Origin of the sequence: Stenomitos frigidus ULC18, assembly GCF_003003795.1 — a bacterium.
Lineage (GTDB): Bacteria > Cyanobacteriota > Cyanobacteriia > Leptolyngbyales > Leptolyngbyaceae > Stenomitos > Stenomitos frigidus_A.
Genome location: NZ_PVWK01000083.1, coordinates 60316 through 76378, shown reverse-complemented (window position 1 = coordinate 76378; position 16063 = coordinate 60316). Strand labels below are relative to the sequence as shown.

At 51.1% G+C, this 16063-nt stretch carries 17 protein-coding genes; 11 read left to right on the top strand and 6 right to left on the bottom strand.

Features of this window, described 5'->3' with window-relative positions; translation table 11 throughout:
* Positions 1-55 precede the first annotated feature (55 nt).
* Together C7B82_RS14500 and C7B82_RS14495 are read left to right on the top strand one after the other, a co-directional pair.
* Positions 56-1036, top strand: coding sequence for an ABC transporter ATP-binding protein (locus tag C7B82_RS14500; RefSeq protein ID WP_106256996.1), 981 nt, complete (start codon positions 56-58; stop codon positions 1034-1036).
* An 84-nt stretch (positions 1037-1120) separates the two neighbouring features.
* Complete coding sequence (locus C7B82_RS14495) at positions 1121-1543, top strand: fasciclin domain-containing protein (protein WP_106256995.1); 423 nt, start codon at positions 1121-1123, stop codon at positions 1541-1543.
* A gap of 1 nt (position 1544) precedes the next feature.
* Here the strand turns inward: C7B82_RS14495 and mscL are convergent, their stop codons facing one another.
* A complete protein-coding gene (gene mscL / locus C7B82_RS14490) occupies positions 1545-1970 on the bottom strand; it encodes a large conductance mechanosensitive channel protein MscL (protein ID WP_106256994.1) in 426 nt (141 codons plus the stop codon).
* 388 nt (positions 1971-2358) lie between these two features.
* Between mscL and def the strand changes: the two genes are divergently transcribed.
* From def to C7B82_RS14470, 5 genes are all read left to right on the top strand, one after another.
* Positions 2359-2925 carry a peptide deformylase gene (gene def / locus C7B82_RS14485; protein ID WP_106257127.1) on the top strand — a complete coding sequence of 189 codons (567 nt, stop codon included), beginning with the start codon at positions 2359-2361 and terminating at the stop codon, positions 2923-2925.
* Positions 2926-3000: 75 nt separating this feature from the next.
* A complete protein-coding gene (locus tag C7B82_RS14480) occupies positions 3001-3195 on the top strand; it encodes a hypothetical protein (protein ID WP_106256993.1) in 195 nt (64 codons plus the stop codon).
* A gap of 111 nt (positions 3196-3306) precedes the next feature.
* Positions 3307-4713 carry a PrsW family glutamic-type intramembrane protease gene (locus C7B82_RS14475; RefSeq protein ID WP_106256992.1) on the top strand — a complete coding sequence of 469 codons (1407 nt, stop codon included), beginning with the start codon at positions 3307-3309 and terminating at the stop codon, positions 4711-4713.
* 135 nt (positions 4714-4848) lie between these two features.
* A complete protein-coding gene (locus tag C7B82_RS35120; protein ID WP_422632153.1) occupies positions 4849-5022 on the top strand; it encodes a DUF6888 family protein in 174 nt (57 codons plus the stop codon).
* Positions 5019-5228: a DUF6887 family protein gene (locus C7B82_RS14470; protein WP_106256991.1), complete on the top strand. Its 210-nt coding sequence runs from the start codon at positions 5019-5021 to the stop codon at positions 5226-5228. Before C7B82_RS35120 ends, C7B82_RS14470 begins: the two co-directional genes overlap by 4 nt.
* Before the next feature lie 55 nt (positions 5229-5283).
* Here C7B82_RS14470 and C7B82_RS14465 read toward each other — a convergent pair whose 3' ends face one another.
* The 4 genes from C7B82_RS14465 to mrdA form a co-directional block, all read right to left on the bottom strand.
* Positions 5284-6144 (bottom strand): restriction endonuclease, encoded by an 861-nt coding sequence (locus C7B82_RS14465; protein ID WP_106256990.1) that lies wholly within the window; start codon positions 6142-6144, stop codon positions 5284-5286.
* A gap of 152 nt (positions 6145-6296) precedes the next feature.
* The gene (locus C7B82_RS14460; protein WP_146141158.1) at positions 6297-6965 is read right to left on the bottom strand and encodes a hypothetical protein; all 669 of its coding nucleotides are present in this window, start codon (positions 6963-6965) and stop codon (positions 6297-6299) included.
* A gap of 199 nt (positions 6966-7164) precedes the next feature.
* On the bottom strand, positions 7165-8898 hold the full coding sequence (locus C7B82_RS14455; RefSeq protein ID WP_106256988.1) for a CHAT domain-containing protein: 1734 nt from the start codon (positions 8896-8898) through the stop codon (positions 7165-7167).
* A 199-nt stretch (positions 8899-9097) separates the two neighbouring features.
* Positions 9098-10915 (bottom strand): penicillin-binding protein 2, encoded by a 1818-nt coding sequence (gene mrdA / locus C7B82_RS14450; protein WP_106256987.1) that lies wholly within the window; start codon positions 10913-10915, stop codon positions 9098-9100.
* A 450-nt stretch (positions 10916-11365) separates the two neighbouring features.
* Here mrdA and C7B82_RS14445 point away from each other — a divergent pair, with 450 nt between their 5' ends.
* The 4 genes from C7B82_RS14445 (at position 11366) to C7B82_RS14430 (ending at position 15654) form a co-directional block, all read left to right on the top strand.
* Positions 11366-12499 (top strand): ABC transporter ATP-binding protein, encoded by a 1134-nt coding sequence (locus tag C7B82_RS14445; protein WP_106256986.1) that lies wholly within the window; start codon positions 11366-11368, stop codon positions 12497-12499.
* A 72-nt stretch (positions 12500-12571) separates the two neighbouring features.
* Positions 12572-13714: a polyamine ABC transporter substrate-binding protein gene (locus C7B82_RS14440; protein WP_106256985.1), complete on the top strand. Its 1143-nt coding sequence runs from the start codon at positions 12572-12574 to the stop codon at positions 13712-13714.
* A gap of 128 nt (positions 13715-13842) precedes the next feature.
* The gene (locus C7B82_RS14435) at positions 13843-14739 is read left to right on the top strand and encodes an ABC transporter permease (protein ID WP_106256984.1); all 897 of its coding nucleotides are present in this window, start codon (positions 13843-13845) and stop codon (positions 14737-14739) included.
* A gap of 87 nt (positions 14740-14826) precedes the next feature.
* On the top strand, positions 14827-15654 hold the full coding sequence (locus tag C7B82_RS14430) for an ABC transporter permease (RefSeq protein ID WP_106256983.1): 828 nt from the start codon (positions 14827-14829) through the stop codon (positions 15652-15654).
* A gap of 157 nt (positions 15655-15811) precedes the next feature.
* Here C7B82_RS14430 and rpsU read toward each other — a convergent pair whose 3' ends face one another.
* Positions 15812-15988: a 30S ribosomal protein S21 gene (rpsU, locus tag C7B82_RS14425; RefSeq protein WP_106256982.1), complete on the bottom strand. Its 177-nt coding sequence runs from the start codon at positions 15986-15988 to the stop codon at positions 15812-15814.
* Positions 15989-16063 lie beyond the last annotated feature (75 nt).

Below are 16063 nucleotides of genomic sequence, written 5' to 3'. Positions count from 1 at the left end.
CCTCATCGCGCTTTCAGACCCGCCAATTAGCAAATTTGTCAGACTTTTGAATTACATGCCTACTGTCATTGACTCTACCAGCGCTCTCTCCCCGGTTGACCACCCACCCGTGGTGGAAACCTATGAGCTGAGGAAAACCTACCGGGCTGGTTTTTGGCTCAATCAGAAAGTGGTCTCTCTCAAAGGCTGCACCCTCAAAGTGTTGCAAGGAGAAACCTTTGGGCTGCTAGGGCCCAACGGTGCTGGCAAAACGACTCTCCTCAAAACGTTGTTGGGCATTGTCCGTCCATCGGCTGGTCGAGGGCTGTTGCTGGGAGCGCCGCTGGGCGATCGCGCGGTCAAGCAACGGATTGGCTATCTACCTGAGAACCCTTATTTCTACGACTACCTCACTGGCTGGGAAATCCTTGAATTCACTGCAGGACTGTTCCAGATCCCGCGATCGGTGCAGCGACAGCGCATTCCCCAACTTCTCGATCTCGTTGGTTTGGCACAGTCAGCGGCTCGCAAAAAGCAGCTACGTCAATACTCTAAAGGGATGCTGCAGCGCGTTGGCTTGGCGCAAGCCTTGATCAACGATCCAGAGCTAGTCTTTCTCGACGAACCGATGTCAGGGCTAGACCCGATGGGACGCTACCAGATTCGCGAGATTATTCTCTCGCTCAAAGCGCAGGGCAAGACGATTTTCTTCAACAGTCATGTGCTGTCTGATGTGGAAATCGTTTGCGATCGCATTGCCATTCTCGCTGAAGGCGATTTGATCTGTAGCGGTTCCTTGCACGAGCTTCTGGGCGTTGCCGAAACTTACACCATCAAAGGTCGTGGCGGTAGCTTGGATGTCATCAAAAAACGCATGCTGAATCTAGACTTTCGGGACGGTTACTGGCAGGGACAACTCAAGGGCGATCCGTACGATTTTCTCTCCAGCCTGAATCTGATGGGTGCCCAAATCATTACCGTCAATCTAGCGCGCCCCTCGTTAGAAGAATTTTTTCTGCGGCAACTGGGCGATCGTGAGTCGCGCAGCAACCGTTAGTGCGGGTCTCTCCTTTGAGGGATGCATTGCAGCCATTCAGCCCTTACTGATAGACAGGTAAGACTACGAGAGCTGAGCAAATCGATGGCAAATTTAGTTAAAACAGCCGCTAGTGCAGGTAATTTTAAAACGTTACTCACCGCCATTGATGCGGCAGGGCTAACGGCTTTTCTGGAGAGCGAAGGCCCCATGACTGTACTCGCTCCTACAGATGAAGCGTTCGCAACGCTGCCAGAGGGGACGTTAGACGAACTTTTGCAAGATCACGCCAAGCTCAAACGCATTGTCATGTATCACATCTTGTCTGGCGATGCGCGATCGGACGACTTAGCCCAGATTGAAGAAGCCCCTACAGAAGAGGGATCAATTTTGGCGATCAACCATAGCAATGGCAGTATCAAGGTAAACGATGCTACTGTCGTCAAAATGGATATTTTGACCGACAACGGCGTGATTCATGTGATCGATCGCGTCTTGATACCTGCCATCCTGGCTGGTCACTCGTAACTTATAGACTGCGGGTTTCTAATGCGCTTGAGAGGCGATCGAGCGCGGCGACTGTGCGTTCTTGCGCCACAATAGTGGGGTCAGGTGCTGCTACTTCGACCGCCTCATGCCGAGAGAGCCGCTTTTTCGCCTTCTCAAAGGCGCGAATCACCAGGAAAATGACGAAGGCAATCACTAGAAAATTAATGACGGTAGAGAGAAAAACACCGTACTTAATGCCGTTAGCCGATAGCTTTTCGATCCCATCAACGCCAGCAGCTTTCAATGCAGGGCCCAAAAGCGCAGGTGTAATAATATCGCCAACGAAAGACTCGACAATTTTGCCAAACGCGCCGCCGATCACCACGGCAACCGCTAGATCAATCACGTTGCCCTGCAAAACAAACTTTTGGAAATCAGCTAAAAAACCGCCGTTAGTGCGTGCCATAAACTTTTTACTTCTCCCTGATCAAAGTCGTTTTAATGGGTGCATTGTAAGACAAAGCAGCCACTCAGCAAAATAATTATGGATACATCGGTAGCATTTGAGACCGGTATCGCCGTTTTTAGTCGCTTGTTAGATACAGCAGGCGGCAGGAATGAAAAAGGCTATAGCTCATTAAGTTCCAGATGTGTACCGCCTTGGCCTGCAGACCGCCGTAAGACGGTTACTCGCTATCACACTGAGCGATCTGCCGAGTGCTGGTTACTCACAAACTGGGGTCTTCAAGAAAAATCAATTGCTGGCAGACTGCCAGTCCGCCATCAGAATTGGCTACTATAGAAATAAGGCGGAATCATTCCGACATCAGACGTTCGCTGCGAGTGATAGATTCATGACTGCTGAGGTTTTGGTTGAGAAAAAGAAGCTAGCAAAGCCACCCCTAACCATTTATCGGTTGGGCGATCGCGTGCTGCGTCAGCCCGCAAAGCGTATCGCGAAGGTTGATGCTGAGGTAAAGCAGCTGGTGCGCGAAATGCTGCAAACCATGTATAGCGCGGATGGTATTGGCTTGGCAGCGCCCCAGTCTGGTGTCAACAAGCAGCTGATTGTGATTGATTGTGAGCCCGATGAAGCCGCAACACCACCCTTGATTTTGATCAATCCTGTTGTAAAGCAAGCGAGTCGGGAGCTTGCGGTGACTCAAGAAGGTTGCCTGAGTATTCCAGGCGTTTATCTTGATGTCAAGCGTCCCGCCGCGATCGAAGTGTCTTATAAGGATGATCAGGGTCGCCCACAAAAATTATCAGCAACGGGTCTGCTAGCTTGCTGCATCCAGCATGAGATTGATCACCTGAATGGTGTGTTGTTCGTTGACCGGGTCGAAAATGCGCTCATGTTAAACGAGGCACTTACCAAGCACGGCTTTTCTGCGAATGCAGTGAAGCCTGTAGAAAACTGAGAGTTGTGAGCCAGGTGTTCCAGCCGCCAGCTCACAACCTAAAGCTCAAAACTTAAAACTTGGGAATAAAGCAACGTGACTCCAAAGAGTGGTGTGTTTCTGGGTGGATCGTGCATTACCGCGATCGCTGCTGTCGGTTCAGTCTTCGAGCTAGCATCAGGTATTCCGCAGCTAGGCAATGTGTTGACGGGAGTTATTTTGGCAGTCAGTGTGCCTCTCACGGTTGTGTTTTTCCTGGCGGCTGTGCGCGATACGCGGGCAAACCAGTAGACAGAAGGTAGGGTAGACAGTGTAGGGTGTAGAGAAGAGGAAACGCAGCTATCACTACAGGTAGTTTTTAACCACTTAGCCCCTTTAGAAACTGGTCAGAATCCCCCGACAATGACGGGAACGGATCGTTACACAACATTTCTGCGGCTGTTACCTTCTGGTGACAACGTTGGAGAACAACCCCTGTATCCGCTATCGATGACGGAGACGGTCATACTTGGGCGTGATCCACATTGTCAGGTTGTCTTGGACCCATTGGTCTATCGGGCTGTGTCGCGACGACATGCAGAAGTGAAACCAGTGTTAGGTTTTGAGTCGCCAGAGGGCACCCGTTTCTGGCAAGTTGGTGACCTTAGCAGCGCTAACGGTACGCTTTTGAATGGAGAAAGACTACGAGAGTATCGGGTTTTGCAACCCGGCGATCGCATTACGCTGGGTCAGAACGGGCCTGAGTTTATCTTTGAGTGCCAATCCAGAGTCATCCCTGCTCCACCGCCACCATCGGCGAACGTGAATCTGCCGTCAGTGACTCGTCGTAAACCGCCTTCTGTGCCAGATCGACTCGCAGCCACCAGTCCACCGCGCCGTCGCCCTGAACCGGATGCTATTAGTCTGACACAGCTTTTTCCAATTCTTTCTACAGGCCGACAACTCACCCATAAAGCATATTTGCTTCCGGGCGGCATTACTGTTGCTTTTGTGGTGCTGATGTTTGTGGCGGTCGGCAATCCATTGGCGTTCAATATGCTGCTGGCAGCGTATCTTGCCGGTGCTGCCTACTACTTTGTCTACGAACTATGTGGTAAGCATAAACCCTGGTGGATTCTGTCTGGAGCCGCTGTCTTTACGTTATTGCTGCTGCTGAGCCCAGTGCTCAAGCTGTTCGTTTTTGTGTTTCGGCAAGTTTTACCGGGCGACTTGCCCACAGGTGATGCGCCAGTTGCCTTGCCAATCTTGCTAGTCAAGATGTTTTTTGGTGCAGGGCTGATGGAAGAATTGCTGAAAGCGATTCCAGTCTTTGCTGCCTATTGGCTGGGTACACAGCTGCGATCGCCCAATCGAGAACGCATCGGCGTTTGGGAACCTCTGGATGGCATCTTGCTAGGCAGCGCCTCTGCTGTTGGTTTCACTTTACTGGAAACGCTAGCGCAGTATTTGCCTGAAGTGTATAAAGCTACGCTATCGTCCGGCGAAGGTGCTGCTCAACTCGCTAGCTTGCAACTGCTGATTCCACGCGTCCTGGGTTCGGTGGCAGGGCACATGGCCTACAGTGGTTACCTGGGTTACTTTATTGGACTGAGCGTACTGCGATCGCGCCGCCGCTGGCTCATCCTGGGCATCGGCTATTTCACCGCCTCTGGACTCCACGCCCTCTGGAACACAGTCGGTAGTATTAGTCCCGTCTTTCTAGCGCTGGTGGGGCTACTGTCGTATGCCTTCCTCGCTGCGGCTATTCTCAAAGCACGGGAGTTATCACCAACGCGATCGCAAAACTTTGCCACTCGCTTCTACAAGTAGCTTTGTATAGGTGGTTTTAAGTGTCACCCAGCATCATACGTCTTGTTATGAGGCCGCAACTGTCCACTAACCCTGTTGTCTCTATCGGGTATCCTGTGAGGTTATATCTAGGCAGACATTGAGGGTGAGAATAGAATGTACACTACAGCACAAGCGTTGAGATGTTTTCAGCTTTGCTGTGATTTAACCAGCAAATACTGCTCGATTGATCTGGTGACGATCGATATGCGCACTGGGCATGTGATCATTTTGTCAAAAGAAGACATTAATATTGAGATCGATTCGAATGGAGATTGGAGGTTTGTATGAGCGTGAAACCAGACTTCGCTATGATGACAACTCCACAACTTCGAGCGTATGTTTTAGAGCATCGGTCTGACGACGAAGCCTTGCAAGCCTATCTGGATAGACGACATGCTGAGAACCCAAACTCACGGGTTTATAGGGCTGAGGACGACGTTTCTGAAGCGATCGCAGCATACTTGGAGAGTAAAAGGCAGCAAGAAGCTTCCTAAAACTGTCAATCTTTAGACCTACCGCAAAATGCTAGCAGATTGGCTGTTTTACACCTCAAATCTTTTCAAACCAGCCCACATCAACTTCAACAGACTCAATCATTGTTATCTTGACGCCAAGACCTAGCTCTTTTAAGCGTTCAACTAACTGCTCGCCGTCTATCAAGTCAATTGGTGGTGCGCCATCTCGCGTGGCTTCTTTAATCGCGTCTCTAGTGAATGTACCAGTTGTTATAAACAACCCTTTATCAGTACGCCCTTGCATTGCCCCACGAAAGTCTCGGATTTGACCTGCTGTTACTGAACCCTGGTAGCGCTTGCACTGAAAGAGCACGTGAAAGCTCAAGAAGCCGTTGATACGGGCAATTCCAACACCATCAATTCCACCGTCGCCAGATTTTCCCGTAACCTGTACTTGAATAAAACCAGATTCACGAAGTAATCGCTGTGCCAAACGCTCAAACGCAAATGGATCAAGCGATAGCAACGTTTTGTGAAGTTGTTGATGCCACGCAAGCCCTTCTAAAGTCTCGATCGCTGCGATAGTCTCGTCTGATGAACCTGAAGAGGCAGACTTGTTTTTATCAGCATCCCGAACCGCCCTAACAATCTCTTTGGCATCAAGATCATTGAGATTGATTGAAGTTGAAACTAAAGACCATACGCCACGGGCTGAATTTTGCAAAAGCCCATACTTCTTTAAATAAGTCCGGCTCCACGCAAGTCGGTATTCAACCTCGCTTTGTGATGTACTACCATGCAGAATCTCAAGAACTTTATCAGGAACGTTGAGAAGCTGCACTACTTTTTCATAAATCTCTTCGGTTGTTCCAGACCCACCTAAAATTTGTAGAGCCTGAATCGTCGTCAAGATCATTGAGTCGAATGTTGGGACTGAGGAAGCAGATCGCTTCATGTAAAAAATTCTGAGTGGATTTACAACAGCTTTGTTAAATATAAATCTCTACTCAAGATACGTAACTGTTTTACGATCTCCCAACGTCAAAGATCCTACAGATAGTCTCGCAGTACTGCCCCAAGCCAGAAACAAAATTAGCTAACACTGCTTCACTTTTCACTCTTTGTTTCTAGTTCAGCTAAGGCAAAACGAGCGATCGCCAAACTCAAACGAGCTTGCTCCACTTCCGAAAGAGCATCCCACTCAATGGAATGGACGCGCTCTAAGGTGGATTCGACAGGAGAATCATTGCCACGCATGGCATGAGCAAGCGGGCGTGCTAGAACGTAGAGATCTTCTTCTGCAAGATTGGGGAGTGCGTCTTGAACGCACTGTACCAACTGATCAGCTAAAGAGACAGAACTGGATAAAACTTGTTGGGCGCGCGTGGCGATCGCGGTGAGCAACTGCTGAGGCATGCGCGAAGCGAAGCGCTGTACCAGGGTTTCTTGAAGGGTTGCTGCAGACCAGAGCTGATCCAACTGGGCAAAGAACACACTGGAACGGGTCGCAACCTCATCGACCTTCCAGTCATCCAGGGAAAACTCTTGCTCTAACGCTGTAAAAAATGTTTCGGATTCAGGTGCAGCCGGATTCCAAATGTAAGGAATGGTAGCGCTTGCATTTTCTGCCACTGCAAAGTTGGTTTCAGTCAGCGGTTCATCTCCCGTCCAGGAGCAGTCTACACCCTCGGCATGGAGGAGTGTCGCCCATAAGGCTTCCTCAACCTTAGCCTCTGAATTTGCTTGATTGTCAGAACACATTAATCTATTTTCCATGTCGGGACTCCTGCATGCACTGAAAACAATAACCTCGTTGGTGTTACCTACAGGGCGATCGGGATCAGTTCCGCAACTCCATCTAATTTACGCCATCTAGCTGAGAAAGCAATGATCCCTCTGTACAAGAGCAGTAGCCAAGGTGCAAAAAGGGGTAAGCCTGTAAGTGTGGACGTTAAAGCCTGAAGAAGAAACGCTTTTAGCCTGGAGGCTGATCAATATATGGTGTGTCCAATGACGTGGTGAACTCCAGCGCCTCATTATGAATACTGCCAAACTTAAGATGAGTACCAGGTTTCAACGGCACCTCCTGACGGTGGACGCTGCGCCAACCATTCGCTTCTAAACCAGCTTCAAGCATCCAGGTGCCATAGCGCGAAAAGTCTTCCAAAAAATAAGCCGGTTTGGTGTTGACGTTAGGCTGAGGCTGCCGACAAAAAATCACCGCATGCCTACGGGATACACCGCCACCTTGCAGTACCAGTTCGTTTTCAGACCGATCAACACCCACTCGCATAAAGCCACCTTGAATGTGCCAGACTCTCGCAGTGGTGAGCGATCGCAGCGCGGCATCAGGCTTTGGCTGACCGATACGGGTGATAGGTCCTGGCATAGCGGTCAGGCTGCCTTCGATCGGCTGTAGCAGCTCGCCGTTAAATTCGGGATGCATGTAGAGCACAGGCAACGTCCATGCTTGCTGATTGAAGCGATAGAGCGTTAGCAAGTGCTGTCGGGCAATGGCAACAGCCTGGTCGATCGGCACTCGCCCTGAGAGTGCTCTCGCAAACGCTTGAATAAAGCTGAGTGCCTCTTCATCAGTAATTGAGTCTCGCATGCCTAGAACAGCCGGAACCCCGTGATGGATGAGCACTTCGGCTAAACTGCTGCGTGGTATTGCCTGCGATCGGCTCACGTCGGAGGCGGCCAACGGTGTCGCTTGCACCGTTTCATGATCGGGTTGGGCACCCCAGCAAGCGTTGAAAACGGCCAATTTAACTTGACACCGTGTCAACACTTGCGCGAGCTCAGTGCCATTCAGCCTCATGTTTGGTCGTAAAAACAGTAACCCACCGTCAGGTGCTGGAACCCCATGTCCAGCGTAGAAAAACACATTGTACGCATGTTTCTCAAGCTGGCTGATTAAGGTTGCTGGCGTCGGTTGTACCAGCGTATCGACCTGACAGGGCGTGACGGTACCCCCCCCAATACCACTACTGCCAGACGTGGTGAGAAGATGAGCAAGCACATTGGCTTCCTGTTCTAGCTGTAAGGTCGGCGAGTCGTTGGAAGGAGGCGCGTGAGCCGCTCCTTTGCGGCTGTCGTCTGTGGCTGGTTCAGAATCTTGACCCAGTACCAACAGAATTTTGAGAATATTGTCCGATCGCAACGCTGGCAGTGGGTTGACATCACTGGTCGTACGGCTAAACAGCAATTGTTGCCGCAGTGAGATCGGCTGTTTCCCTGCCCCGTCCTGCATAATTTCCCAGGGCAATGACACCAGATCGGGATCACGAATTTCTAGGCGCAGACGCAATGGTATTGCTTGCCCCATCGCAATACCCTGGCTATGGTCAAGGCTGCCTTGAATGGGGCCATCAAATAACCACTGCCAAAGACTAATGCCCAGGTTTTGCATCAGTCGACCGGATTGGCTTACAGGTTGCCCAAGGCTTGGTGGCAGGGTCTCCAGCGGCAAGATCAGATCGGGCGGCAGTGCATCCACCTGTGATACCTGCGGCACGTTTGGTAAGCTTCTGGGGGAAAACATTTCTTGCCAGCTCAGCCAAAGCTGGTTGTACGCCTCTGTCCAAAGGCAATCATGCAAAACATAGCCCCCCGGGAAGGGGGCTTGTGTGACGTGGATGGCGAAATGATTCGCTGCGCGTAAAGGCGCGATCGCCAGATTCAAGCAAGGAATTTCAGACAAAGACATTCGGGAATTAAGACCAGACCCATTGCGACATCAGGATTGTTTTAACAGTCTAGTCTTTGTTCGCGTTAGTTGATAGCGGTAACCGTGAGATGGCTTGAGGGGAGGGCTGTGGGAGCAGGGGGAAGCTGGGAAGTCGGGGGAGAACTTTGAATTTCACTCCTTTGCTCTCTTTGCTCCCTCTGCTCCCTTGCTCCCCTCTTCAATCAGTCGGTACCTGTTCAATCTGGCTAGGACTGGTCACTGCTTTGTGGGGATGGAAGTAAGCTTCGAGCACCTGGCGCACCATTGGAGCTGCAAACGAACCGCCCCCACCGCCAGAATTTTCCCCAAAGGCGACGACGACAATTTCTGGTTTGTTGGCTGGGGCAAACGCGCCAAACCAGGTATGGGATTGCCGCCCAATATCCTCTGCAGTGCCGCTTTTACCAGAAACGGGGGGGAGCGACGAGACGTTGAGCGCTGCACCAGTACCGCCATCAACAACAGCACGCAGCCCTTCACGAAGGATACGGATGGTATCTGGCTTCAGATTTAGGGATTCGCTCCAGTTTTGTGCCGCTTCGTTATCCTTCAGCAGGTGTGGCTTGACTAAATAGCCACCATTCGCTGGTACGGCAAACATCACGGCAACTTGAAGTGGGGTGGCTTGCAGAAAGCCCTGCCCGATCGACATATTGACCGTATCGCCTAAGAACCAACCTTCTTTGACTTCTTTACGTTTCCACTCATCATCGGGCACCAGACCGGGACTTTCTTCTTCTCCCAAATCGATGCCTGTCTTGCGACCAAAGCCATAGCGCCGCGTCCATTGAATCAAATTGCGATCGCCAATGCCCATACCAATCTGGTAGAAAAAAGTGTCACTGCTCCATTGCAAGGCACCAACAAAGCCTAGCGGCCCAAAGCCAGCGCGGTTCCAGTCACCAAATTCAATACCGCCGACCGTAATGGATGGATACGTTCCGAGCACGGTGTCTGGGCTGAATTTACCTGTTTCCAGCCCAGCCGTGGTTGTGACGATTTTAAAGGTGCTGGCAGGAGGAAAGCCCTGGACGGCACGGTTAACAAACGGGTGATCTTTACTTTGCAGACGCTGCCACTGGGCATCAGTAATCCGGGTGGAGAATAAATTAGGGTCAAAGGTGGGACGGCTGACCATTGCCAGTACTGCGCCATTAGTGGGATCGATCGCGACAATCGCCCCCTTACGATCGCCCAGCGCGGCCTCTGCTGCCTTCTGTAGATCCAGATCGATTGTTAGTTGAACGTCCTTGCCGGTTTGGGTCGGTTTCCTGCCCAACACCCGCACTACCTGCCCCGCACCATCGACTTCGACTTGCTGCCCACCCCATTCGCCTCGCAGCAGATTTTCATACGTCGCCTCAACACCCATTTGACCGATGACATCGCCCAGTCGATAGCCATCCCCTTTGCGGCGTTCGAGTTCGCGATCGTTCATTTCCCCCGTATAGCCAACCACATGCGCGGCTAAGTCGCCGTTTGGATAGTAGCGCACCGCCTCAGCCTCGACCTGTACACCTTCCATCTCGCCGCCATATTCTGCAAGCGCCGTCACCTGAGCCGGGCTCACACCACGAGCAATCCGCACTAAAAAAGGAGAGGTGTACCCCGCCTGCTCTAGACGACTTTTGATGACCGTTTCTGGCACATTGAGAATTTGCGACAGCCGCTGCAGCGTGGTTGCCCATTCTGTCTTTTTGCGCGCCAAGGGCCAGAGAAAGACCGAGTGCGACAAGCGACTACCGGCCAGCATCTTGCCCTTGCGATCGAGGATCTTGCCTCGCTCTGGTTGTTTAGGGATCAGGCGAATGCGGTTATTTTCAGCCAGTTGGCGATTACGATTTCCCTCCACCAGTTGCAGATAAGCAAGACGGCTACCCATGCCTGCCAGCAAGACCAGTGAAACACCCAACATCATTGCAACAGACTGATACCGCCGCCCCACGGTGCGAGGGGTAGTCTGATTAGCAATCGTAGACGGTTGAGTTAGGGTCATACAAGCATTACGAGAAAGCAGAGTATCGTTAGATGGATATGGTCAAAAACTTGAGATGGTTGACCGATCGCCAGTGAGCCGTTGGCTGCTAAATTGGGCAACCTAGAGTAGAGTACTGTCCCTTTCAATTCCCTCCGTATGCTGCCGTATGCAACGTGCTGATGTCATAGACTAAGGCCATTAAGCACCTGATTAAAAAATGCCCGAAGTTTTTTAAGCCTTGGACGACCGCTCAAGTCATGAGAAAACGCAGCAGGTAGATAAAATAGACCAAAGATTATAGTCTGTCACTTTATCAGAAGATGGAACTTTATCAGAAGATGGACACAACGAACTAAGTGCTTACCTGGGAGAACCTGGTTTTGCAACGCCAAAATCTTCTCGCAAAATCTTCTCGCGCTTCGCTTTACCGTTCATTGCGACAGGAATCAACCATAGGGAATCGCTACTATGTCTCAAACCATCACGCATAACCAGCGCTCCATAGCGACTGATACCGGGTTTGATGTTGAACTGCGTAAAGTCTTTAAAGTTTTTAATGGCGAAACAGCTGTGCGAGGCATTGACCTCAGTATTCAGCGGGGCGAATTTTTCAGCATTCTGGGGCCTTCCGGCTGCGGCAAGACAACAACGTTACGAATGATTGCGGGCTTTGATTCTCTTTCTGCAGGCGAACTCTTCATCCAGGGGCAATTGATGACTCAGATGCCGCCGTATCGCCGCCCAGTTAACACCGTCTTTCAAAGCTATGCTCTGTTCAATCACCTCACTGTGCGCGAAAATATCGCCTTTGGGCTGCGGATTAAGAAACGGAGTAAAGCCGAAATCGCCGATCGGGTGCAAGAAGCGATGAAGCTCGTCAAAATGGACGCGTTAGCAACTCGCTTTCCGGCTCAGCTTTCTGGGGGGCAGCAGCAGCGGGTTGCGCTAGCACGCGCACTCATCAACCGTCCCGCCGTGCTTCTGTTGGATGAACCACTAGGTGCACTAGATCTGAAGCTGCGCAAGGAGATGCAGGTAGAACTGTCAAATCTGCACCAGGAGTTGGGTCTGACCTTCATCATGGTCACGCATGACCAGGAAGAAGCGCTCAGTCTTTCCGATCGCATTGCCGTGATGAACCTCGGCAAAATCGAGCAAATTGATACACCTAGCCGCATTTATGAGCAGCCACAAACGGCCTTTGTGGCAGATTTTATTGGCGATACCAACCTTTTCCCCGCCAAAATCGAGGGCGCCCATCCGGCCATGCTTTGGATTACGACCACCAACGGGCTGAAGATGAAAGTAAAACCACTTGAAACGTCGACTCCGTTAACCTCGGGGCAAGTCGTCATCAGCGTACGTCCAGAAAAAATCCAGGTCACTCGTACCATCCCTAACGATGTGATCAACTGCTTTGAAGGGCGTCTTCGACATGTAATGTACTTAGGCGCCCACGCCCACTATGTGATTGACCTCATTTCAGGCGATCGCCTCACCGTCATGCAGCCGAGCACGATCGGCGAACTCCCCAGTGCCGATACACCCATTTATGTTCAGTGGGCACCGAGCGATTGTCTCGCCATTCCAACAGTGAGTTAGGGGCAGTCGTTAGAAAGGTTAAAGGCTGAACTCAAAACTCAAAACTCACCCTCTGCTTCCCCTCTTCCCATCGTGTGTCACCCTCTCCCTACTCCTACTTCCTCCTCATCCCCCGCCAGAGCTAACCCGACGCGGCGAGAGTTTTTGCAAGGAGCGACTGGGGTTTTGTCTGGGCTGACTCTTTCGAGCTGTGGCTGGACGCTGGCAGAGGTCCGTCCTTCGGAGACAAAGGCTCAAGCAACGAACGAGTTACACATCTATACCTGGTCAAGCTATATCGACGATGCCCTGTTAGAAGGGTTTAAGGCACAGACAGGTGTAACGGTTGTCGCCGATACGTTCGACTCCAATGAAACCATGCTGGCGGCGTTTCAGGCAGGCAAGGGCGCGGCTTACAGCATCATCTATCCGTCAGACTATACAGTGGCAAAGATGATCGAACTCAAGCTGCTGCAACAGCTTGACCTGAGCCGTATCCAGGGTTTAGAGAACATTCTGCCTAAGTTTCAGTCATCAGCTTATGACCCAGGCAATCGTTATCATGTGCCGATTAGCTGGGGCACAACAGGCCTTATCTACAACAGTGCAAAACTCAACCCGGCACCAACCGACTGGAGCTATTTATGGACACATCAGCAAACCTTGTCGCGCCGGATGACGCTGATTAACGATACGCGAGAGGTGATGGGTGCAACGTTGCGATCGCTCGGCTACTCCTATAATTCCAGCAATCCTCAAGAAATTAAGCAGGCATACGACAAACTCACACTTTTGAAACCCGCGATCGCGTCGTTCACCACCGATGCATGGCGCGATCAACTCATTGCTGGTGATTTGCTGCTGGCGATGGGCTACTCAGCAGATGCTATGGCTGTTACGCGCGCCAATCCCGCTTTGAAGTATGCGATTCCTAGCAGTGGCACCTCGCTCTGGAGCGACACAATGGTGATTCCCAGAAGTGCCCCCAACCCCGATGTGGCCTATGCCTGGATCAACTACGTTCTGCAACCGTCTGTTGCTGTTCAGATGACCGAACGGCTCAACTTTGCACCCCCAAATCAATCGGCTCATGATCAGTTGCCTGCTCCACTGCGCGATAACGAGATTCTGTTTCCGCCAGAAAGCTTGCTCACTAAGTGTGAAGGATTAATGCCTCTGAAGGAGCCGATCGCAGCACTGTATGAAAAATATTGGACTCAGTTGACTAGCAGCTAAAAGTAGTTTTTAGTGGTTGGTCGTTAGAGTCAGGAGACAGGAGGCAAACTCAAAACTCTCTAGCGTAGCGGCACGAAGTGCTACTCAAAACTCAAAACTCAAAACTCAAAACTCACCCCTTACTTCTCATGTCCCCAGCATCGTCCTCTACTGCATCCAACGCTCCTCCCGATCGCGCACTGCCAAAATGGGCGGAACCACTGCTGCTGCTGGGACCAACAGGCATCTGGCTGGGTTTGCTGTTAGTGATTCCGACCCTGCTCATTCTGGAACTCAGTCTAGTGCCTGGAATCCGACCCGGACAGGTCGTCAACCCTTCGGGATTAGACAATTACGCGTTGATTTTTCAGCCAATTTACCTGCAGGTGCTGGGGCGATCGCTGTTTTTTGCGCTGGGTACGACAATCATTTGTTTGCTGCTGGGGTTTCCTGTCGCGTACTGGATTGCAGTCATGGTGCCAAAACGCTGGCAAAATCTACTCCTTGTTGGCTTTGTCTTGCCGCTGTGGACATCCTCACTCCTGCGCTCCTATGCCTGGATCACCATTCTGCGGCCAACAGGTGTCATTAACTCACTGCTGAATGGGGTGGGACTGCCCTCGTTCGACATTCTCAATCGCAGTCCCGCTGTGCTCGTTGGCATGAGCTACAGTTTGTTGCCCTATATGGTGCTGATTCTGTATGCGTCGCTGGAAAAACTCGATCGACAACTGCTCGAAGCGGCGGCTGATCTGGGCGCAGCACCGTCACAAGTCTTTTGGCGAGTAACAGTGCCACAAACCCTACCAGGCATTACCGCTGGTGCCCTACTGGTGTTTATTACTGGTTTGGGCGACTTTGTTGATCCAGAGCTCTTAGGCGGTGCGTCCAGTATGACGGCGGCGCGCCTGATTTACAATCAATTTCTCGGCGCAACCCAAAACTGGGGCTTTGGTTCAGCTCTGAGCAGCTTACTGATTCTGGCAGTCAGCCTGGCGATCGCACTTCTGTTGAAGTACGGTGATCGCAGTGCGAGTAATGTTTAAGGTGGAGTCAGTAGTCAGAATCAATTTCAATCTGGAACGCCTCAAAACAAAACTTGTCTTCTCCCACTCATCTACCCCTCTTCCTTCATGACAGCTACCCCTAAGCCTAAATCTCCCCTCACCTGGCAGGCAGTCTTCTCACTGATGATGTTTGGCTTTATGTATCTGCCCATTCTGGTGCTGACGGTTTACAGCTTTAACCAATCACCTTACAGTGCTGGTTGGCAGGGGTTTACGCTGGAGTGGTATCACAAGTTCTTCAACGACAGTCGCATTCTCTCAGCTTTGGGAGATAGCCTGACCGTGGCCTTTTTTGCGGTTGGCATTGCAGCAGTGATTGGCACGCTGATGGCAGTAGGCTTGGCACGCTACCATTTCCCAGGTAAGAGCCTGTATCGAGGGGTGTCTTACCTACCGCTGATTATTCCAGATATTGCGATCGCCGTTTCGACACTGGTCTTTCTGGCAGCAGTGGCGATCCCGTTTAGTGGGGGCATGATTCAACTGAGCTTATGGACTGTTGTAGCGGCACACGTCGTTTTTTGCTTGGCTTACGTCGCGTTAGTGGTGTCCACACGCCTCACGAACCTGAATCCACATTTAGAAGAAGCCGCGCTCGATTTGGGCGCAACTCCAGGGCAAGCATTCATGCAAGTACTTCTACCAGAGTTGATGCCAGCGATCGTCTCTGGTTGCCTGTTAGCCTTTGTGCTCAGCATGGATGATTTTCTCATTGCCAGCTTTACGGCGGGTGGTGGCACCAACACATTGCCCATGGAAATCTTCAGCCGTATTCGCACAGGCGTCAAACCAGATATCAATGCTCTTAGCGTCGTTCTGATCCTGGCCTCTGGCTTAATTTTCTTTGTTGCAGAGTTCGTTCGCTATCGGAGTGAACAAAAGCGGCTCAGCTAAGCATCGTTTCCAGATACTTATACTTTTCTCAACACTTCTACTGAGAACAGTGAATAAAAATTCCAAATGCGCCAATAGGTTAAGCAGCACCATTACTAGTGACGCAACGATACTGTTAAGCAGGCCCCACAAAGCTTGAGCTTATTTTTTATTGCCCTTACTTAAAGCGACGCTTGCGCTTAGCAATCGCTTTACGCTTACGCTTTTCGATCGGGGTTTCAAATTGCCGCAAGCGCTTGATATCTGCAAAGATGCCCGCTTTGGACACCTGGCGTTTGAATCGACGTAAAGCCGACTCAATGCCTTCGTTCTCACCTAAAACTACCTGAGTCATTCAATCCTCTGAGCCTTAGCTCCATAAAAGACTCCAGCACAACTCACCAAACAAGGGAGTCTCGCTGGAGCAAGT